Genomic DNA, 14,464 nt, shown 5'->3' on the forward strand with positions numbered 1-14,464 from the left:
CTCATTCCGTCTCGAAAATCGTGATCTGATGCGTCTTGAGCGCGCGCTGCACTGCCGGCCTTCTTGCAACCAGTTCGCTCAGGCGCGTCCAAGCTGGGCAGAGGGTCCCCATATCCAGCCCGATGCGGCAGCGGCCCCAGTAGTAGAAGACGAGGAGATAGGCATCGACGACCGTGTATCCCTCCGGGATTGCCCAACCTCGGCCGTCGGCGAGAAGCTTTTCGATGTAGGCAAAGGATTCAGTGATGTTGTCCCGGCCGCTAGTCCTCACCGCCGCAAACCCCTCCTCGCCGGTGGTAAACCGGTGCGGTCGCCAGATCTGGGCGAAGGCTATCGTATGCACGTTGCCGGACAGCCAGTTCATCCATTCGATGCACCTGGCTTCGCCAGCGGGGTCCGACGGAAGCAGCTGGGCGGACGGACCCGTCCTCGCCAGGTAGATCAGGATGGCGGGCACCTCGGTCAGAAGGTTCTCGGCGCCGCCGATGCGGCCTGGAACGCCCAGCAATGCCGGCACGCGGGCCTTCGGATTGATTGCCTTCCATTCCGGTTTCGATGTCATCTCGCCGTCGCGCGGTCCCGAGGCCGAAATCAGATGCAACTCGTATGGCTCGCCGATCTCCTCCAGAACAATGTGAGGCGCCAACGCGCAGGTCCCCGGAGAGTAGTAGAGCCGGTGCCTGGTGGCAGGCGCCTTCACTGGGCTGGGAGCGGTCATCGTCAATCGCTCCTCCGTATCGAATGAGCTGACGCGGCGGTCAGGCGGTTTGTCGCGGGAAGCTCGGGAACGATGCCGCGGCGCGTTCCATTGACCATCAGCTTCATCACTGCCTCGCTGGCCATGAATGATCTCAGACGGCGGCTTGGCGCTCGGAGGGCAGCCACAGGGACAGCAAGCCGCCGAGCGCGAGAAGCGCCACGTTGCATCCGAGGGCGAGCACGAAGGCATGCGCGTAGGCAGCCGGATCCTGCTCGGCGCCAAGGGCGCTGTAGAAGACGCCGCCGATGATCGCGACACCGAGCGCAGCCCCGATCTGGAAGGTGGAGATCATCATCCCGGACGCCAGGCCGGCATGTTGCGGATCGAGGCTGCCGATCACGGCCTTGATCACCGACGGCATGACAGTCCCGAAGCCGAGGCCGGCGCAAACCAAACCGAGTTCCAGGCTATGCGGGAGAACCTTTGCGACCGAAAGCATGACGACGCCGAAGCCGAGAACCTGGAGCGCAAATCCCAGTGTCAGTGCCCGCACGCCGAGCAACTGCATGACGAAGGACGACACAAGGGAGGCGACAAAGAAGCCCGCGGCAAAGGGCAAGGTGGCGAGGCCCGCCGCCAACGGGGTCTCGTGCAGCCCGCTCTGCAGATAGACCGCAAACGTCAGATAGAATGACGACAACATATAGAACGCCAAGGCCATGATGAGCCCGATGACGAAGCCCGCGTTGCGCAACAGTGAAAGGGCAACGAGCGGATTGCCACCGCGCGCGGCGAGGCGTGCTTCGTAACCGACGAACGCCGCGAGAGCGAAGGGTGAGGCCACGAGCATCGCAATGATCCATCGGGGCCACCCGGTTTCCCGCCCTTCGACCAACGGGTAGACCAGCAGGGCGAGGGTCAAAGACAGAAGGATGACGCCGCCGACATCGAGCTTTTGCGCGTGCGGTGCACGCGAGTCACGAAGGAACAGCACCCCACCAACGAACGCGGCCAGGCCGATCGGCACATTGATCAGGAAGATCGCCTGCCAGGCCAACCCAAAGGGGTGAGACGAAACCAGGACGCCGCCGAGCACCTGGCCACAAATGTTCGCCAGGCCGAAGGTGGCGCCGTAGAAGCCGAGAGCACGCCCTTGCTCTGCGGCCGGAAAGAGCACGCGGATCGAGGCGAGCACTTGCGGCGCCATCGCCGTTGCCGTCAGGCCCTGGAGAATTCGCGCCGCGACGAGAAAGGCCGGAGACGGGGAGAGGCCGCACAGCAGCGAGGCAATCGTGAACCCGGCGACACCGAAGAGGAACAGGCGCCGGCGACCGAACAGATCTCCGAGCCGCGCGCCGGTGATCAGGAACACGGCATAGGTCGCGGCGTAGGCGGAGATGACGAATTGCACCTCGCTCGGCGTGGCACCGAGATCCTGGCGAATGGCCGGGAGCGCCAGGTTGACGACATTGAAGTCAAGGATCGGAAGAAAAGCTCCCGTGAGCAACACCGGTAGCGCAAACCATCGGCAAGGGTCTGCCTCGGCGCGATCGCCTTGTTGAAGATCCAGCGGTTCGGCAATTTGGCTCACCCTCGAACTCCTCTATCGGCCATTCGGCGCGGCGCGCAGTGATGTCGACGAGGCTTTGTGCCATGTCCGTTTGTGATTATAAATTATCGATTATTGCGAGCGGAATTCGCAAAAATGGACAGGCGATGAATTGGGACGATCTCAGCGTTGTTCTCGCGATCTCCAGGGAAGGCACCCTCTCCGGAGCCGCCCGACGACTGGGCGTGACCCACTCGACGGTGTTTCGTCGCCTCGGCACGATGGAAGAACAGATCGGCGCTCGCTTGTTCGAGCGCTTCCGCGACGGCTATGTGCCGACACCAGCTGGTGAAACAGCGGCGCAGGCCGCAGCCCGCGTTGAAGACGAAGTCCTGACGCTCGAGCGAAAGCTTTCTGGCCAAGACCTAAGACCTTCGGGCGTCGTGCGGATCACCACGACGGACACGCTCGGCACGATCCTGATGCGCCACTTGCCGGCGATGCGCGCGGTCCATCCGGAGATTCAGGTCGAAGTCGCCATCTCCAATGTGATGGCGAACCTCACCCGCCGAGAGGCCGAGATCGCGATCCGGCCCACGGCCGAGCCTCCCGAGATCCTGGTGGGGCGGCGTGTGGCGGACATTGCCCATGCGATTTATGGGTCGCGAGCCTATCTGTCCCGTCACGCAGACAAAGACCTGTCGGCTCACGATTGGATCGCGCTCGATGATGCGCTGGCGAGCACGGTGATCGGCCGCTGGATACACCAAAACCTCCGCGCGGCGCATATCACCTGCCGCGTCGACGCTCTTCCTGCGCTGCGGGACGCGGCGCTCGCCGGGCTGGGGCTCGCTTTGCTCCCCTGTTATCTCGGCGATCCGGCGCCCGGGCTGCGTCGCCTCACACCGAAGACGATGGCGGAGCCGCGATCGGCGCTCTGGCTGCTCACCCACGAGGATCTCAGACGCACCGCCCGCATCCGCGCGACGCTGGATTTTCTGGCGAAGGCATTCGCCTCGGAGCGTCCGCTTTTTGAGGGACGACGCGCCAACGCCTCGCTGTCGCGCGATCGCGGTCAACTGAAAGCGACATAGCCGCTCATCGAGAGCGACAAGGAGGCCGGGTTCAAGAAGCGCTGCTGAGTGCCCGGGAGCTGTGGACATGAGGCGGCTCAGGTCTGGCGGCGGCGAAGGCCACAGGAGGACGATGCTCGCGGAAGGCAGCAGCAAGAGTTCTAAGGGCCTTGCGCGATGTCACGTCCGAAAGCGTCGAGAGCAGCACTATTTCTGATGGCGGTATCGGCGGGAGCGCGAACTTTCTGCTGACCTCGATGGTGCCGGCGGGTACGAGCCGGCACGAAAACACCGAAGTTGCCAATCCTGCCGAGACTGCTTCGGCAACGGCGAAGGCACCACACCCTAGAAACACTTCAGTCCACGCTATGCCTGCGGAATCGAGCGCCTGATTGGTGAGATTACGAATGCCGCATGTCGGTGAAGATGCCGCGAGACGAAGCGGCTCGCCGCTGCGATGGACAAATTCAGGTGTCGCGAACCAGCCGAAATGCTCTGGGGCCAGGACCTCGCCATCGCGGCGGTCACCCTCCCTCCGGACGATCGCCGCATCGATGTCGCCCCGATCGAACGCGTCGAGCAGATCGCGCGAGTCATCAAGCCGAACCTCGATGGTGAGTGCGGGATCGTGAGCGTTCAGCCGCGCAAGCAAGGTCGGGAGTTCCGGCCCACCAACATGTGTCGCGATGCCGAGAGAGAAGCGGCGGCGAACCGATGAAAGCCCAGCAACAGCGCGATCATGGGCGGCCAGGAACTCACGCGCAGATTCGAGGAACAGGGCTCCCTGTGCAGACAGCCGAACCGACCTCGGAGTTCGTTCGATCAACTTTTGACCGAGCCGATCTTCCAACCTCTTCAGCTTCACGCTGATGGCGCCCTGCGTCGTGCCGAGCTCGTCCGCAGCGCGGGTAAAACTCCTGAGGTCAGCAATGGTCACAAACGCCTTCACGGCGTCAACATCGAGCGTCGTCATGGTATCTATCTTGCTTTGTTGTGTCTGAAATTGCCAGTCATGCAATTCTAAAATGGACAATCGCCACCTAACGTCGCCGAGACGCGCAACACGGGCCGGCTGCCCGGCCTCTAGCCCTCGCAGGCTCGCCAACTGCCGGCCAAAAGTCGAGAGGCGGAGCAATGCTGAATGTACTCACCCGTCGCGGTGTAATCGTCTTATTCGCGGTCTGTCTTAGCTGCCTGATGTTCGGGCTCGAGATTTCCAGTATCCCGTCGATCTTGCCGACGTTGGAAAAGGTACTCCACGCTGACTTCAAGCAGCTCCAGTGGGTGATGAATGCCTACACGATCGCGGTCACGACCGTTTTGATGGCAACCGGCACTCTTGCAGATCGCTATGGGCGCAAGAGGCTGTTTTTGATCGCGGTTGCCGCATTCGGACTGAGCTCGCTTGTTTGCGGGCTGGCCGAAGATATCTCCACCCTCATCATCGCACGATTTCTGCAGGGGATGAGCGGCGGCGCGATGCTCATTGCGCAGATTGCAGTCTTGTCTCACGAATTTCAGGAGGGCCGTGAACGCGCTGTCGCTTGGGGCTGGTGGGGCGTCATCTTCGGAATAGGCCTCGGTTTCGGACCTGTCATCGGTGGGGCAATCGTCGCGCTCTCGAGCTGGGAATGGGTCTTCTTGATCCATGTGCTGTTCGCGCTCGTGGCCTTCGTTCTCACACTCACCGGCGTTCATGAATCGAAGGATCCCGGCGCCGGCCGCCTCGATATCGCGGGCATCGTAACGCTGTCGCTCGCTGTTTTCTCTCTCGCTTTCTATATCACTCAAGGCCCTGATTTTGGTTTCACCAGTACGGCCGGCCTCGGAATCCTGGCGTTCTCGGTTGTCAGTTTCATCGGCTTCCTCGTCGCCGAGAAGATCAGCTCTCGGCCGATGTTCGACTTCTCGGTGTTCCGGATCCGCCCGTTCTCCGGCGCGATCATGGGCTCGTCGGGGATGAACCTGAGCTATTGGCCCTTCATGATCTACCTGCCGATCTGGTTTCAGTTCGGCATGGGGTATGACAGCGTCACGTCCGGCTTCGCGTTGCTCGCCTACACGTTGCCGACCCTGTTGGTGCCACCGTTTGCCGAGCGTCTGCTGCTGCGCTACCGGCCCGGTCTCATCATCCCGGCTGGGCTCTTCACCATCGGTCTTGGTTTCCTGGTTATGCGGTTGGGCAGTGGTGTTGCGCACCCGACCTGGCTGACGATGCTGCCCGGATGTCTCCTCGCCGGGATCGGCCTCGGTATTACCAATACGCCCGTGACCAACACCACCACCGGTTCGGTGTCGAGCGATCGAGCCGGCATGGCGTCGGGTATCGATATGAGCGCTCGAATGGTCACTCTCGCAGTCAGCATAGCCCTGATGGGCTTCATTCTCGCAAGCGGCGTGCTGTTGTCTCTGCAGCAGGCGTTGCCGAGCATGAGCGCTGCAGAACTCCGCAATCTCGCTGAGCGAGTGGCCGCGGGCAGCGTCGTCACGCAATCAAATTTGGCGGCAGATATCGTGCATCGGGCCCTTGCCAATGGCTTCGGGTGGGCGATGGTCTATGGCGGCATCGGTGCCTGGATCATGGCGGGCTTGAGTTACCTTATCTTCAACACGGGGTCGTCTCGAAAGACGAACCTCAAGTATTCCGAGTAGTCGCGAAGCTGATCGCGGCAGGCCACATCGACGGCCCAACGCCAGCCGTGCTTCCCGCGGCGATGGCAGACGTCGTGTCAGTGCAGCGTTGTCGCCACCATGCCCGAGAAAGTGGCACGCTTGCCTGATCTCGTGTTTGATCTCCGCGACCTGAAATATCCGATGCTCGTTGCCGAGTATGGCAGCTTTCGACGCGCGGCAGATTGGCTGAATCTGTCGCAATCGACGCTCAGCCGCGGGACGCAATTGCTGGAACGGCGACCGGGTACTCCGCTTTTTGCGCGTGGCCGGCAAGGGGCTCAGCCAAACATTTGCAGGAGGATCGCCTCCGATTTCTGGTGAGTGGCCACCACGTCGTCGCCGTTCTCGTGGGGGCCCGCGATGTGGGGCCCTGGATCGGGGATGAGTAGAAGAGGCAGAATTCAGGGCATGACAACAACCGAAATGTGGTCATCGTATTGTGGCGTACAAAGACAGGGAAACGGCGGAACCAGTGCGACTCTCAACTCAACCGAGCTGCATCGCCTAGCTATGATGTCTTACCGGTGGTTAGCTGTGCGGAAGGATCGAAGAATGGAGTCCCAAGGCTGGCGAACCTCGAAGGCAATCGGGATTAGCCGGTTTTCGTCTTGGCCCGCAGCGACAGGCAATAGCCGAGTGTTACCGCTATTCCGGCCGCGACCGCACCGCAGCCGCCGATGACTGCGATCGGAATCGGAGCGAAGGCCCACAGGCCGGCGTAGATCAGGCCGCTGATCGCCATGGACCAGCCCCCCAACCGGACGACCTTACGGGCGTCGGCGCTGGGGGTGAATTGCTTGGGCATGCGGTTGCCGAACCAGGCGATCATCAGTCCCGTCGCGCAGATCACGATCCGGGTTGTCGTGTCGTGGTCGATATAGCCTTGGCTGTGCGCGAAGCTGGCGCCCAGCGCCAGGATGACGATGCCCACGCCCCAAGCGAGGCTTCCGATCAATTCCTTGTTCATTTCGCGGTCTCTCCTTTGGGTTTCGGCGCCTCCGCGCCGAACGAATGGACGAAGCCCAGCAGCACCTCTTCGAGCACCGACAGTTTCAGGTGATAAATGATGGACCTCCCGACCTTCTCGGCGTGAACCAGGTCGGCCTCCTTCAGCACTGCGAAGTGCGCCGACATCGTCGGCTTGGCGACGTTGAACTGGTCGCTGATCTCGCCGGCGCTCATTGGCCCCTTACGGAGGAGCTGCAGCACCCGCCGGCGGGTGGGGTCGGAAAGGGCTCTGAATACCTGACTCATGGTTCGATGATTAGCTAATTCTCGAAATAATGCGATAGCGATCATTCGAGCTGAGCCGAATGCCGCAGAGAGCGAGGCGGATACCCTCGGCGACAATAGCGCAGAGTAGCGCGCGAATTGGCTGGGTCCGCTTCGCGCCCGATCTCGGTCATCGCGCCATCGCGATCCCTGACCTCGCCGCCGCCAATCGCGCCCTGCGCCTCGACCGCCGAAGAAAATTCGCAAGCCTCTGTCGATTTCCGAAAATCCCGTTCGTCGTCTCGATGGCAGGCCAATGGAGCCGGCTCGAACGAGGAGACGGACGATGCGTGTGATGGTGTTGGTGAAGGCGACCGAAGACAGCGAAAAGGGCTTTGTCCGCACGCCCGAGGCGATGGCGATGATGGAGGCGATGGGCCGCTTTAACGACGAGCTTCAAGCGGCCGGCATCCTGCGCGACGCCGACGGGCTGAAGCCCTCCTCGCACGGCAAGCGTATTGCCTTCGATGGTGCCGGCCGCACGGTCATCGACGGGCCTTTCGCCGAAACCAAGGAGCTGGTCGCCGGCTTCTGGCTCTGGGAGGTCAAGGACATGGACGAGGCGGTTGCCTGGGTGAAGCGCTGCCCCAATCCCATGCCGGGACCGAGCGAGATCGAAATCCGGCCGCTCTACGAGATGGCGGATTGGCAATGAGGCCCTGACGCTTGAGGTCACGGAAATCCATGACCGGACGCGCGAGACGCTTTGCGGCAACTGAAGTGCCAGAATCGGCGGAGCTATTCCGCCGCTACTCCCACTCTTTGAACCCGCTGCAGGCTCACAAGCGCAGGTCACGCTGCAGCGAGCCTATGCTTGATGGTCCCGGATCACCTTCACGAACGCATCGCCATAGCGCTCCAGCTTCGATTGTCCGACGCCGGAGATGCCGAGCAGGGCGTCGCGGCTCGACGGGCGGTCGGTGGCGAATGCGACCAACGTCGTGTCCGGGAAGACGACGTAAGGGGGGACCGCGAGCCCCCGGGCGATATCAAGGCGCGCGGCGCGGAGCGCCTCGAACAGCGCCATGTCGGAACCCTCCCGCGCGGATTTGCCGCTCGCCGAACGCGACGGAGCTGATCTCGACGCCTTTCCTGCGGTCGGGCGATCCTTGCAGAAGCGAACCTCGCGCTCGCGCTTGAATACGGCGCGCGCCAATTTCCACGACGAGGCGGAGGCGATGGGCATCCTGCGCTGGGGTTTCCGGGACCGGGGCGGCGCGTGAGCGCCGTCATGGGTCGCTGGCCGCGCAGCGGGTTCTTGCCGGCACCCCAGCGATGCACTAAATTGCACCAATAGTATGATTTGCATGCCTCGATAGCCACGTGGAGGGCGCGATGGGAACCGTGCGCAAGACCATCACCCTGACCGAGCAGCAGGATGCGTGGATCGCCTCGCAAATCGCTGCCGGCCACTACACCAACGATAGCGAGGCGATCCGCGACCTGATCCGGCGTGAGCAGGAACGCAGTTTCGAAATCGAGACAATCCGCCAGGCTCTCATAGAGGGCGAGCATAGCGGCGAGCCGGAGCAATTCGACTTTGCGGCCTTCAAGCGGCGCAAAGCCGCACAACATGGCTGAGTATCGGCTCAGTCCGAGAGCGCAGCGCGATCTTGATGGGATCTTCGATTACACCGTGAAGCAATGGGGCCTGCCCCAGGCGCTGCGCTATACCGACCTTATCGAAGCAGCCTGCGCCAGTTTGGCGGGGGCGCCCCAGCAATCCCAGGACTGTGCTGCTATTAGACCAGGCTATCGCCGACGCAATGTCGAGCTGCATGTCATCTATTTTCGGCAGACAAGCTACGGGATCGCAATCATTCGCATCCTGCATCAGCGCATGGACCAGGCCCGTCACCTTTGAAGCCACAGCCGGGGCGCCAAGCGAAGCCCACGCCGCAGCCCGCCTAGGTTTGATGCTCCCGGATCACCTTCAGGAACGCATCGCCATAACGCTGCAGCTTCGACTGTCCGACGCCGGAAATGCCGAGCAGCGCGTCGCGGCTCGACGGGCGGTCGGTGGCGAAGGCGATCAAGGTCGTGTCCGGGAAGACGACGTAAGGCGGAACCGAGAGCTCCCGGGCGATATCAAGGCGTGCGGCGCGCAGCGCCTCGAACAGCGCCATGTCGGAACCATCAAGCGCGGATTTGCCGCTCGCCGAACGCGACGGAGCTGATCTCGACGCCTTTCCGGCCGTCGGGCGATCCTTGCGGAAGCGCACCTCGCGCTCGCGCTTGAACACGGCGCGCGCCTCCGGCTCCAGCTTCAGGGCGCCGAAGGCTGCGTGATCGACGGCGACGAGGCCGGCGGCGAGCAGCTGGCGGTAGACCGACTGCCAGGTTTTCGGCGGAATATCCTTGCCGGCACCAAAGACCGGCATGTCGGCATGGCCGAAGCGGATGGTCTTTTCGTTGCGGCTGCCGGTGAGCACGTCGATCAGGTGGCCGGCGCCGAAACGTTCGCCGGTCCGGTAGATCGCGGCCAGCGCCTTGATCGCGGCCTCCGTCCCGTCCCAGGTCTCGACCGGCTTGAGGCAGGTGTCGCAATTGCCGCATTGGCCTTGATGCGCCTCGCCGAAATGGGCGAGGATCGACTGGCGGCGGCAGCCCGGCGTTTCGCAGATGGCCAGCAGCGCATTGAGCTTGGCGCGCTCGACGCGCTTGACGTCGTCGGCCGAACCGCCTTCGTCGATCATCCGGCCCCGTTGAATGACATCCGCCATGCCATAGGCCATCCAGGCATCGGAGGGCAGTCCGTCGCGCCCGGCGCGGCCGGTTTCCTGGTAATAGGCCTCGATCGAGCCCGGCAGGTCGAGATGGGCGACGTAGCGCACGTTCGGCTTGTCGATGCCCATGCCGAAGGCGACGGTAGCGACCAGGCAAAGGTTCTCCTCCCGGAGGAAGGCGTCCTGGCTGGCGTCGCGCAAGGTCCGGTCCATGCCGGCATGATAGGCGCGCGCGCGGATGCCTTGGGCGTTCAGCCATTCGGCCGTGTCGTCGACCTTGGCGCGCGACAGGCAGTAGACGATGCCGCTCGACCCCTTGTGGCGCGCCAGAAAGCGCAGCAGCTGCTGGCGCGGCTGGTCGCGTTCGACGATCTCATAGGCGATGTTGGGGCGATCGAACGAGGTGGTGAAAACCTCCGCGCCGCGCAGGTGCAGCCGGTCGATGATGTCTTCGCGGGTGTGCGGATCGGCCGTTGCCGTCAGGGCCAAACGCGGCACGCCCGGATAAGCCTCGGCGAGATGACCGAGTTCGCGGTATTCCGGCCGGAAGTCGTGGCCCCATTGGGAGACGCAATGCGCCTCGTCGATCGCAAACAATGCGATCTCGGCTTTGCCGATCATGTCCTTGAAGGCGGGCGTCACGATCCGCTCCGGCGTGACGTAGAGGAGATCGAGATCGCCCTTGGCAATGGCCCGGCGGACCTCGACGAACTCTTCGCGGGTCAGCGACGAGTTGAGGGCTGCGGCCCGAACGCCCAACTGCTTCAGCGCCTCCACCTGGTCGCGCATCAATGCGATCAGCGGGGAGACGACAATGCCGACGCCCTCGCGGCAAAGGGCTGGGATCTGGAAGCAGAGCGACTTGCCGGCGCCGGTCGGAAACAGCACGACGGCATCGCCGCCGGCAATGACCCGTTCGACGACAGCGGCCTGCTTGCCGCGAAACGCGGAATAACCGTAGACCCGCTTGAGCACGGCAAGCGGGTTTGCCGCGCCTTCATGGCCAGACGGCGGATCGATCAGGCCTCGGGTCGCCAGCATGGAATCGCTTTTGCGTAGGACGACCCGCTCTATGCCACAGGTCGACCGCCGATCGCGAGCCTTTGCCGGAAAGGCTCTCGTGGATCATATCGGACCGAGGCGCAGGATAGAGCGGGAGCAAGGGGAGGGCGGTGATGGTCCGGTCGCGGATCAGAAGCTCTGCCGGATCCCGCTCCGCCAGTCACGCTTGGACGCGCGCGGTCGTCGCCTTGCTGGAAAACGCGGCGACGATCAGCGAAGTGGCGAGATAGAGCATCAGAAGCGATCGCCATCCCGCATCGACCGCACCAGATTGGCGGCGCTCCCGGCCTGCGGCGCCATGGTTGCCGTCAGAGCCTGGAGCAGAGCCGCGTCGATCTGTTTGCGCGGCCTGGCCACGGCCGTCAGCCGCGCGACCGGCTCGCCGCGCCGGGTGATGTCGATCGATTCACCTGCCTCGACGCGGCAGACGAGCTCGCTCAGATGGGCCTTGGCCTCCGCCAGACTGATTGCGTCCATATCACGCTCCTGACCATGGCGATGGCCATATAGGCGCATCGGCGTTGGCAGTTCCAGTTGGGCGGAAATTGTCGTGGGATGCTCAGGCTCGCCGCAGGACCTTTGCCGTGCTGCTGCCGGTAGGGCCGACCGGCTCGGGATGGTTCGACGGCCGTCAGCTCCTGGCGCCGGTTCTGCTCAGTCTGCCGCGGCAAAATGCGCCAGCTGGTCGGCGTGGGCCTTCGCAAAGCACGGGCGGGCCGTGGCGCGGGCGACATAGTCGCGACAGGCGGGATAGTTCGCCAGCCCGTCGAACCGGTCGACCAGGCGCAGCACATCCGCCATGAGGATGTCGGCTATCGTGAAGGTCCCGGCGAGCCATTCGCGTCCTGCCAGCACCGCCTCCATGTGTTTCAGCCGGGCCTCGAGGAACGCGTCGAATTGCTGTCGTCCCGGCGTTTCAGCGGTAACGCCGGAGAAGATGAGGATGGACCAGGGCAGGCTCGCCGCCTCGACCGAATTGAGCGCCGCGAACAGCCATTCCATGGCCGCACTGCGACCGCGCGGATCGGCCGGCATCAGCGCGCCGCTCCGCTCGCCCAGATGAAGCAGGATCGCGCCGCTCTCGAAGATCGAGATGTCGCCATCGGTCAGCCACGGCACCTGGCCGAAGGGCTGGTGGGCGAAATGCGCGGCAGTCCGATTGCCAAATGGCACGCTCTCGACCCGATAGGCCAGCCCGGCCTCTTCCAGCGCCCAACGCACCCTGATGTCACGCACATAGCCGCGCGGCGTTTGAGGAACCCAATCGAAGGTGGTCAGGATCAGGTCGCCCATGCGCCACCTCCCAGGAAAGCCGGCAGCTTGTCGAGGAGGCCATTCCAGCCCGCCTCGTGACTTCTCAGCACCTCTTCGTCGGGCAGTTGCGCGTGGATCAGGGTCAGTTCGGTGCCGCCGTCAAAGGGCTTGAGTCGAAACGTGACCAGCGATTCCCGTTCCGGCATTCCCGGCCATTCCCAGGTGAAAACCAGCGTCTTCTCAGGGATGACCTCCTGATAGATCCCAGTGGGATTGTGCTCCTCGCCATTCAGCAAGCGGAACACGACGCTAAAGCGACCGCCGGGCCGCACGTCCGCCTCGGCGCTCAGCGTCGGCCCCGCATCGGGCCCCCACCACTGCATCATCAGTTCGGGCTGCGTGATCGCCGCCCAGACCTTGGCGGGCGGGGCCTTGATCCTGCGGATGATGGTCAGGCTCGGCAGGCTCTTGGTCATCGCTCGCCATCCTCTTCGACCAGCGTCACAAGCCGATCGAGGCTTACCGTCCAGAGGCGTTCATAACGTTTGAGCCACGCCATGGCCTCCCGCATCGGCCCGACCGAAAGATGGACCGACACGGTGCGGCCGGCTTTTGACCGCGTGATCAATCCCGCATCGGACAGGACATCGAGATGTTTCATCATTCCGGGAAGCTTCAGCGAAAACGGCCGGGCCAGCTCGCTCACCGAAAGCCCCGGTTCCTCCTTCAGCCGCAACAGGATGCCGCGCCGGGTCGGATCGGCGAGCGCTGCGAACGTGCGGTCCATGGCTGATGCTTGATACTTCACCATGTAGCGAAGTGTTGCTCTTGTCACTGGCGGAGTCAACCATGTGAGCGGGAGCTCGACCCGAGCGACGTTCGCACGCTGCTGACCAGGCTCTATCGGCGCCGGTTTCCCCAGCTGCGGACGCATGACTTCGAGCATGTCTGGGCCGGGCTGACGGCGGTCACCCATAATGGCGGTTTCTATTTCGGACAGGCCAGGCCGGGGCTCTATGCGTCGGTTGGATGCGGCGGCGCAGGCGTCGTCAGAGGCACGATCCACGGCAAATTATTGGCCGAATTCGCAAGCGGATCGCCCTCGTCCCTGCTGCGTGATCGCCTCAGGCAGAAGGGCCCGAACTGGCTGCCTCCAGATCCCGTCCGGCGCCTCGGCGTGACCGCCCAGATCGCCTGGGAGCAATGGCGGGCTGGTCGAGAACGCCAAGGTCGTCCCTGCGCTTCGCAACAGTCACTCATGGCCTCCGTTCTGACAGCATAGGGTGGCAGAAACCTTCTGCTTCGCACCTCTGGCTTGTCTGTCAACGCCGTGACGCCGGTGTCTGTTCGAGACTGGGGAAACCAAGATGATGAAACTCTATGGATTCGGTCCGACGCGCTCGCTTCGCGCACTGTGGGCCCTTCAGGAACTTGATGCGGAATTCGAGTTTGTGCCGGTCGATGTCATGGCCGGCGAAACCCTTCACCCCGACTTCCTGCGGCTCAATCCCGCCGGAAAAATTCCGGTTCTGGTCGACGGTGACCTTGTCCTCACGGAATCCGCCGCGATCGTCATCTATCTGGCCGAGAAATATGGTGCCAAGGGGCTCATGCCCGCCGACCTGACGGCGCGGGCGCAGGCCTATCGCTGGTCGCTGTTTGCGGTGACCGAGCTCGAACAGCCGCTGTGGCGGATCGCCAAACACACCTTTTTATATGACGAAGACAAGCGCCTGCCGGAAGATATCGTTCTCGCCGGCGAGGAGTTCGTGGGGATGGCAGCAATCCTTGATCGTCACATGGATGGGCGTGAGTTCATCGTCGGCGACAGCATAACCATTGCCGATTGCATCACCGCCTATGTTCTGGACTGGGGCAATGAAAATGGGTTGATCGACGGCTGTCCAAATCTCAAAGCCTACCTTGCGCGGATGTATACGCGTCCCAAGGCGCCGCAGCGGATCGCCGAAGCCCTCGCAGGCGCCCAGCCCGTTGCCTGATGGAATTGTCGGGACAGCGCTGGACTGAACCGTTCCGCTGCGCCAGCCAAATCGGGGGCAACGGGTTACGGTTGAAGTCTCGGGCTGCTGCGCAACGGCCCAGGGCCGGTTGATTTCGACGTCCATCGGCGAGAGATAGGCGAGCGCCGCGCGAA

18 protein-coding genes and 1 pseudogene are annotated in these 14,464 nt (G+C 63.3%); 8 read left to right on the forward strand and 11 right to left on the reverse strand.

Features of this window, described 5'->3' with window-relative positions; all coding sequences use genetic code 11:
- Position 1: 1 nt before the first annotated feature.
- Positions 2-718 carry a glutathione S-transferase family protein gene (locus E8M01_RS29105; protein ID WP_136963355.1) on the reverse strand — a complete coding sequence of 239 codons (717 nt, stop codon included), beginning with the start codon at positions 716-718 and terminating at the stop codon, positions 2-4.
- A 133-nt stretch (positions 719-851) separates the two neighbouring features.
- On the reverse strand, positions 852-2,291 hold the full coding sequence (locus E8M01_RS29110; protein WP_136963356.1) for an MFS transporter: 1,440 nt from the start codon (positions 2,289-2,291) through the stop codon (positions 852-854).
- A 62-nt stretch (positions 2,292-2,353) separates the two neighbouring features.
- Between E8M01_RS29110 and E8M01_RS29115 the strand changes: the two genes are divergently transcribed.
- Positions 2,354-3,343, forward strand: a complete 990-nt coding sequence (locus E8M01_RS29115; protein WP_136963357.1) for a LysR family transcriptional regulator — start codon at positions 2,354-2,356, stop codon at positions 3,341-3,343.
- A gap of 31 nt (positions 3,344-3,374) precedes the next feature.
- Here the strand turns inward: E8M01_RS29115 and E8M01_RS29120 are convergent, their stop codons facing one another.
- The gene (locus E8M01_RS29120) at positions 3,375-4,295 is read right to left on the reverse strand and encodes a LysR family transcriptional regulator (RefSeq protein ID WP_170182125.1); all 921 of its coding nucleotides are present in this window, start codon (positions 4,293-4,295) and stop codon (positions 3,375-3,377) included.
- 161 nt (positions 4,296-4,456) lie between these two features.
- On the opposite strand from E8M01_RS29120, the gene E8M01_RS29125 reads away from it, so the two are divergent.
- Complete coding sequence (locus E8M01_RS29125; protein ID WP_136963358.1) at positions 4,457-5,974, forward strand: MFS transporter; 1,518 nt, start codon at positions 4,457-4,459, stop codon at positions 5,972-5,974.
- Positions 5,975-6,073: 99 nt separating this feature from the next.
- Positions 6,074-6,316: a helix-turn-helix domain-containing protein gene (locus tag E8M01_RS29130; protein ID WP_246088476.1), complete on the forward strand. Its 243-nt coding sequence runs from the start codon at positions 6,074-6,076 to the stop codon at positions 6,314-6,316.
- Positions 6,317-6,587: 271 nt separating this feature from the next.
- Here E8M01_RS29130 and E8M01_RS29135 read toward each other — a convergent pair whose 3' ends face one another.
- A complete protein-coding gene (locus tag E8M01_RS29135) occupies positions 6,588-6,962 on the reverse strand; it encodes an ammonium transporter (RefSeq protein WP_211596673.1) in 375 nt (124 codons plus the stop codon).
- Positions 6,959-7,249, reverse strand: coding sequence for an autorepressor SdpR family transcription factor (locus E8M01_RS29140; RefSeq protein ID WP_136963359.1), 291 nt, complete (start codon positions 7,247-7,249; stop codon positions 6,959-6,961). Before E8M01_RS29140 ends, E8M01_RS29135 begins: the two co-directional genes overlap by 4 nt.
- A gap of 304 nt (positions 7,250-7,553) precedes the next feature.
- On the opposite strand from E8M01_RS29140, the gene E8M01_RS29145 reads away from it, so the two are divergent.
- Entirely contained in the window at positions 7,554-7,922 is a 369-nt protein-coding gene (locus tag E8M01_RS29145; RefSeq protein WP_136963360.1) for a YciI family protein, read from the forward strand.
- A gap of 153 nt (positions 7,923-8,075) precedes the next feature.
- Here E8M01_RS29145 and E8M01_RS29150 read toward each other — a convergent pair.
- Positions 8,076-8,420: pseudogene (locus E8M01_RS29150) on the reverse strand (HRDC domain-containing protein); the annotation flags it as partial.
- A 182-nt stretch (positions 8,421-8,602) separates the two neighbouring features.
- On the opposite strand from E8M01_RS29150, the gene E8M01_RS29155 reads away from it, so the two are divergent.
- Together E8M01_RS29155 and E8M01_RS29160 are read left to right on the forward strand one after the other, a co-directional pair.
- Positions 8,603-8,848 (forward strand): type II toxin-antitoxin system ParD family antitoxin, encoded by a 246-nt coding sequence (locus tag E8M01_RS29155; protein WP_136963361.1) that lies wholly within the window; start codon positions 8,603-8,605, stop codon positions 8,846-8,848.
- Positions 8,841-9,131, forward strand: a complete 291-nt coding sequence (locus E8M01_RS29160) for a type II toxin-antitoxin system RelE/ParE family toxin (protein ID WP_136963362.1) — start codon at positions 8,841-8,843, stop codon at positions 9,129-9,131. Before E8M01_RS29155 ends, E8M01_RS29160 begins: the two co-directional genes overlap by 8 nt.
- Positions 9,132-9,174: 43 nt before the next feature.
- Here E8M01_RS29160 and recQ read toward each other — a convergent pair whose 3' ends face one another.
- The 5 genes from recQ to E8M01_RS29185 all read right to left on the reverse strand — a co-directional run bounded on the left by recQ (position 9,175) and on the right by E8M01_RS29185 (position 13,255).
- A complete protein-coding gene (gene recQ, locus E8M01_RS29165) occupies positions 9,175-11,034 on the reverse strand; it encodes a DNA helicase RecQ (RefSeq protein ID WP_136963363.1) in 1,860 nt (619 codons plus the stop codon).
- Positions 11,035-11,289: 255 nt separating this feature from the next.
- Complete coding sequence (locus E8M01_RS29170; RefSeq protein WP_136963364.1) at positions 11,290-11,532, reverse strand: type II toxin-antitoxin system Phd/YefM family antitoxin; 243 nt, start codon at positions 11,530-11,532, stop codon at positions 11,290-11,292.
- A gap of 177 nt (positions 11,533-11,709) precedes the next feature.
- Positions 11,710-12,348, reverse strand: a complete 639-nt coding sequence (locus E8M01_RS29175; RefSeq protein ID WP_136963365.1) for a glutathione S-transferase family protein — start codon at positions 12,346-12,348, stop codon at positions 11,710-11,712.
- Positions 12,336-12,785, reverse strand: coding sequence for an SRPBCC family protein (locus tag E8M01_RS29180; protein ID WP_136963366.1), 450 nt, complete (start codon positions 12,783-12,785; stop codon positions 12,336-12,338). Before E8M01_RS29180 ends, E8M01_RS29175 begins: the two co-directional genes overlap by 13 nt.
- On the reverse strand, positions 12,782-13,255 hold the full coding sequence (locus E8M01_RS29185) for an ArsR/SmtB family transcription factor (protein ID WP_246088477.1): 474 nt from the start codon (positions 13,253-13,255) through the stop codon (positions 12,782-12,784). Before E8M01_RS29185 ends, E8M01_RS29180 begins: the two co-directional genes overlap by 4 nt.
- Between E8M01_RS29185 and E8M01_RS36020 the strand changes: the two genes are divergently transcribed.
- Positions 13,199-13,591 carry an FAD-dependent oxidoreductase gene (locus tag E8M01_RS36020; protein ID WP_425467755.1) on the forward strand — a complete coding sequence of 131 codons (393 nt, stop codon included), beginning with the start codon at positions 13,199-13,201 and terminating at the stop codon, positions 13,589-13,591. The two genes, E8M01_RS29185 and E8M01_RS36020, sit on opposite strands and share 57 nt — an antisense overlap.
- Positions 13,592-13,676: 85 nt before the next feature.
- A complete protein-coding gene (locus tag E8M01_RS29195) occupies positions 13,677-14,309 on the forward strand; it encodes a glutathione S-transferase family protein (protein ID WP_136963369.1) in 633 nt (210 codons plus the stop codon).
- Positions 14,310-14,464 lie beyond the last annotated feature (155 nt).

Origin of the sequence: Phreatobacter stygius (assembly GCF_005144885.1) — a bacterium.
In the GTDB taxonomy this organism is placed as follows: domain Bacteria; phylum Pseudomonadota; class Alphaproteobacteria; order Rhizobiales; family Phreatobacteraceae; genus Phreatobacter; species Phreatobacter stygius.

Excerpts from the sequence above, each read along its gene's own strand:
- E8M01_RS29105 (WP_136963355.1), bottom strand. The coding sequence starts at position 718 with ATGACCGCTCCCAGCCCAGTGAAGGCGCCTGCCACCAGGCACCGGCTC.
- E8M01_RS29115 (WP_136963357.1), top strand. The coding sequence starts at position 2,354 with ATGTCCGTTTGTGATTATAAATTATCGATTATTGCGAGCGGAATTCGC.
- E8M01_RS29120 (WP_170182125.1), bottom strand. The coding sequence starts at position 4,295 with ATGACGACGCTCGATGTTGACGCCGTGAAGGCGTTTGTGACCATTGCT.
- E8M01_RS29125 (WP_136963358.1), top strand. The coding sequence starts at position 4,457 with ATGCTGAATGTACTCACCCGTCGCGGTGTAATCGTCTTATTCGCGGTC.
- E8M01_RS29130 (WP_246088476.1), top strand. The coding sequence starts at position 6,074 with ATGCCCGAGAAAGTGGCACGCTTGCCTGATCTCGTGTTTGATCTCCGC.
- E8M01_RS29135 (WP_211596673.1), bottom strand. The coding sequence starts at position 6,962 with ATGAACAAGGAATTGATCGGAAGCCTCGCTTGGGGCGTGGGCATCGTC.
- E8M01_RS29140 (WP_136963359.1), bottom strand. The coding sequence starts at position 7,249 with ATGAGTCAGGTATTCAGAGCCCTTTCCGACCCCACCCGCCGGCGGGTG.
- E8M01_RS29145 (WP_136963360.1), top strand. The coding sequence starts at position 7,554 with ATGCGTGTGATGGTGTTGGTGAAGGCGACCGAAGACAGCGAAAAGGGC.
- E8M01_RS29155 (WP_136963361.1), top strand. The coding sequence starts at position 8,603 with ATGGGAACCGTGCGCAAGACCATCACCCTGACCGAGCAGCAGGATGCG.
- E8M01_RS29160 (WP_136963362.1), top strand. The coding sequence starts at position 8,841 with ATGGCTGAGTATCGGCTCAGTCCGAGAGCGCAGCGCGATCTTGATGGG.
- recQ (WP_136963363.1), bottom strand. The coding sequence starts at position 11,034 with ATGCTGGCGACCCGAGGCCTGATCGATCCGCCGTCTGGCCATGAAGGC.
- E8M01_RS29170 (WP_136963364.1), bottom strand. The coding sequence starts at position 11,532 with ATGGACGCAATCAGTCTGGCGGAGGCCAAGGCCCATCTGAGCGAGCTC.
- E8M01_RS29175 (WP_136963365.1), bottom strand. The coding sequence starts at position 12,348 with ATGGGCGACCTGATCCTGACCACCTTCGATTGGGTTCCTCAAACGCCG.
- E8M01_RS29180 (WP_136963366.1), bottom strand. The coding sequence starts at position 12,785 with ATGACCAAGAGCCTGCCGAGCCTGACCATCATCCGCAGGATCAAGGCC.
- E8M01_RS29185 (WP_246088477.1), bottom strand. The coding sequence starts at position 13,255 with ATGCTCGAAGTCATGCGTCCGCAGCTGGGGAAACCGGCGCCGATAGAG.
- E8M01_RS29195 (WP_136963369.1), top strand. The coding sequence starts at position 13,677 with ATGATGAAACTCTATGGATTCGGTCCGACGCGCTCGCTTCGCGCACTG.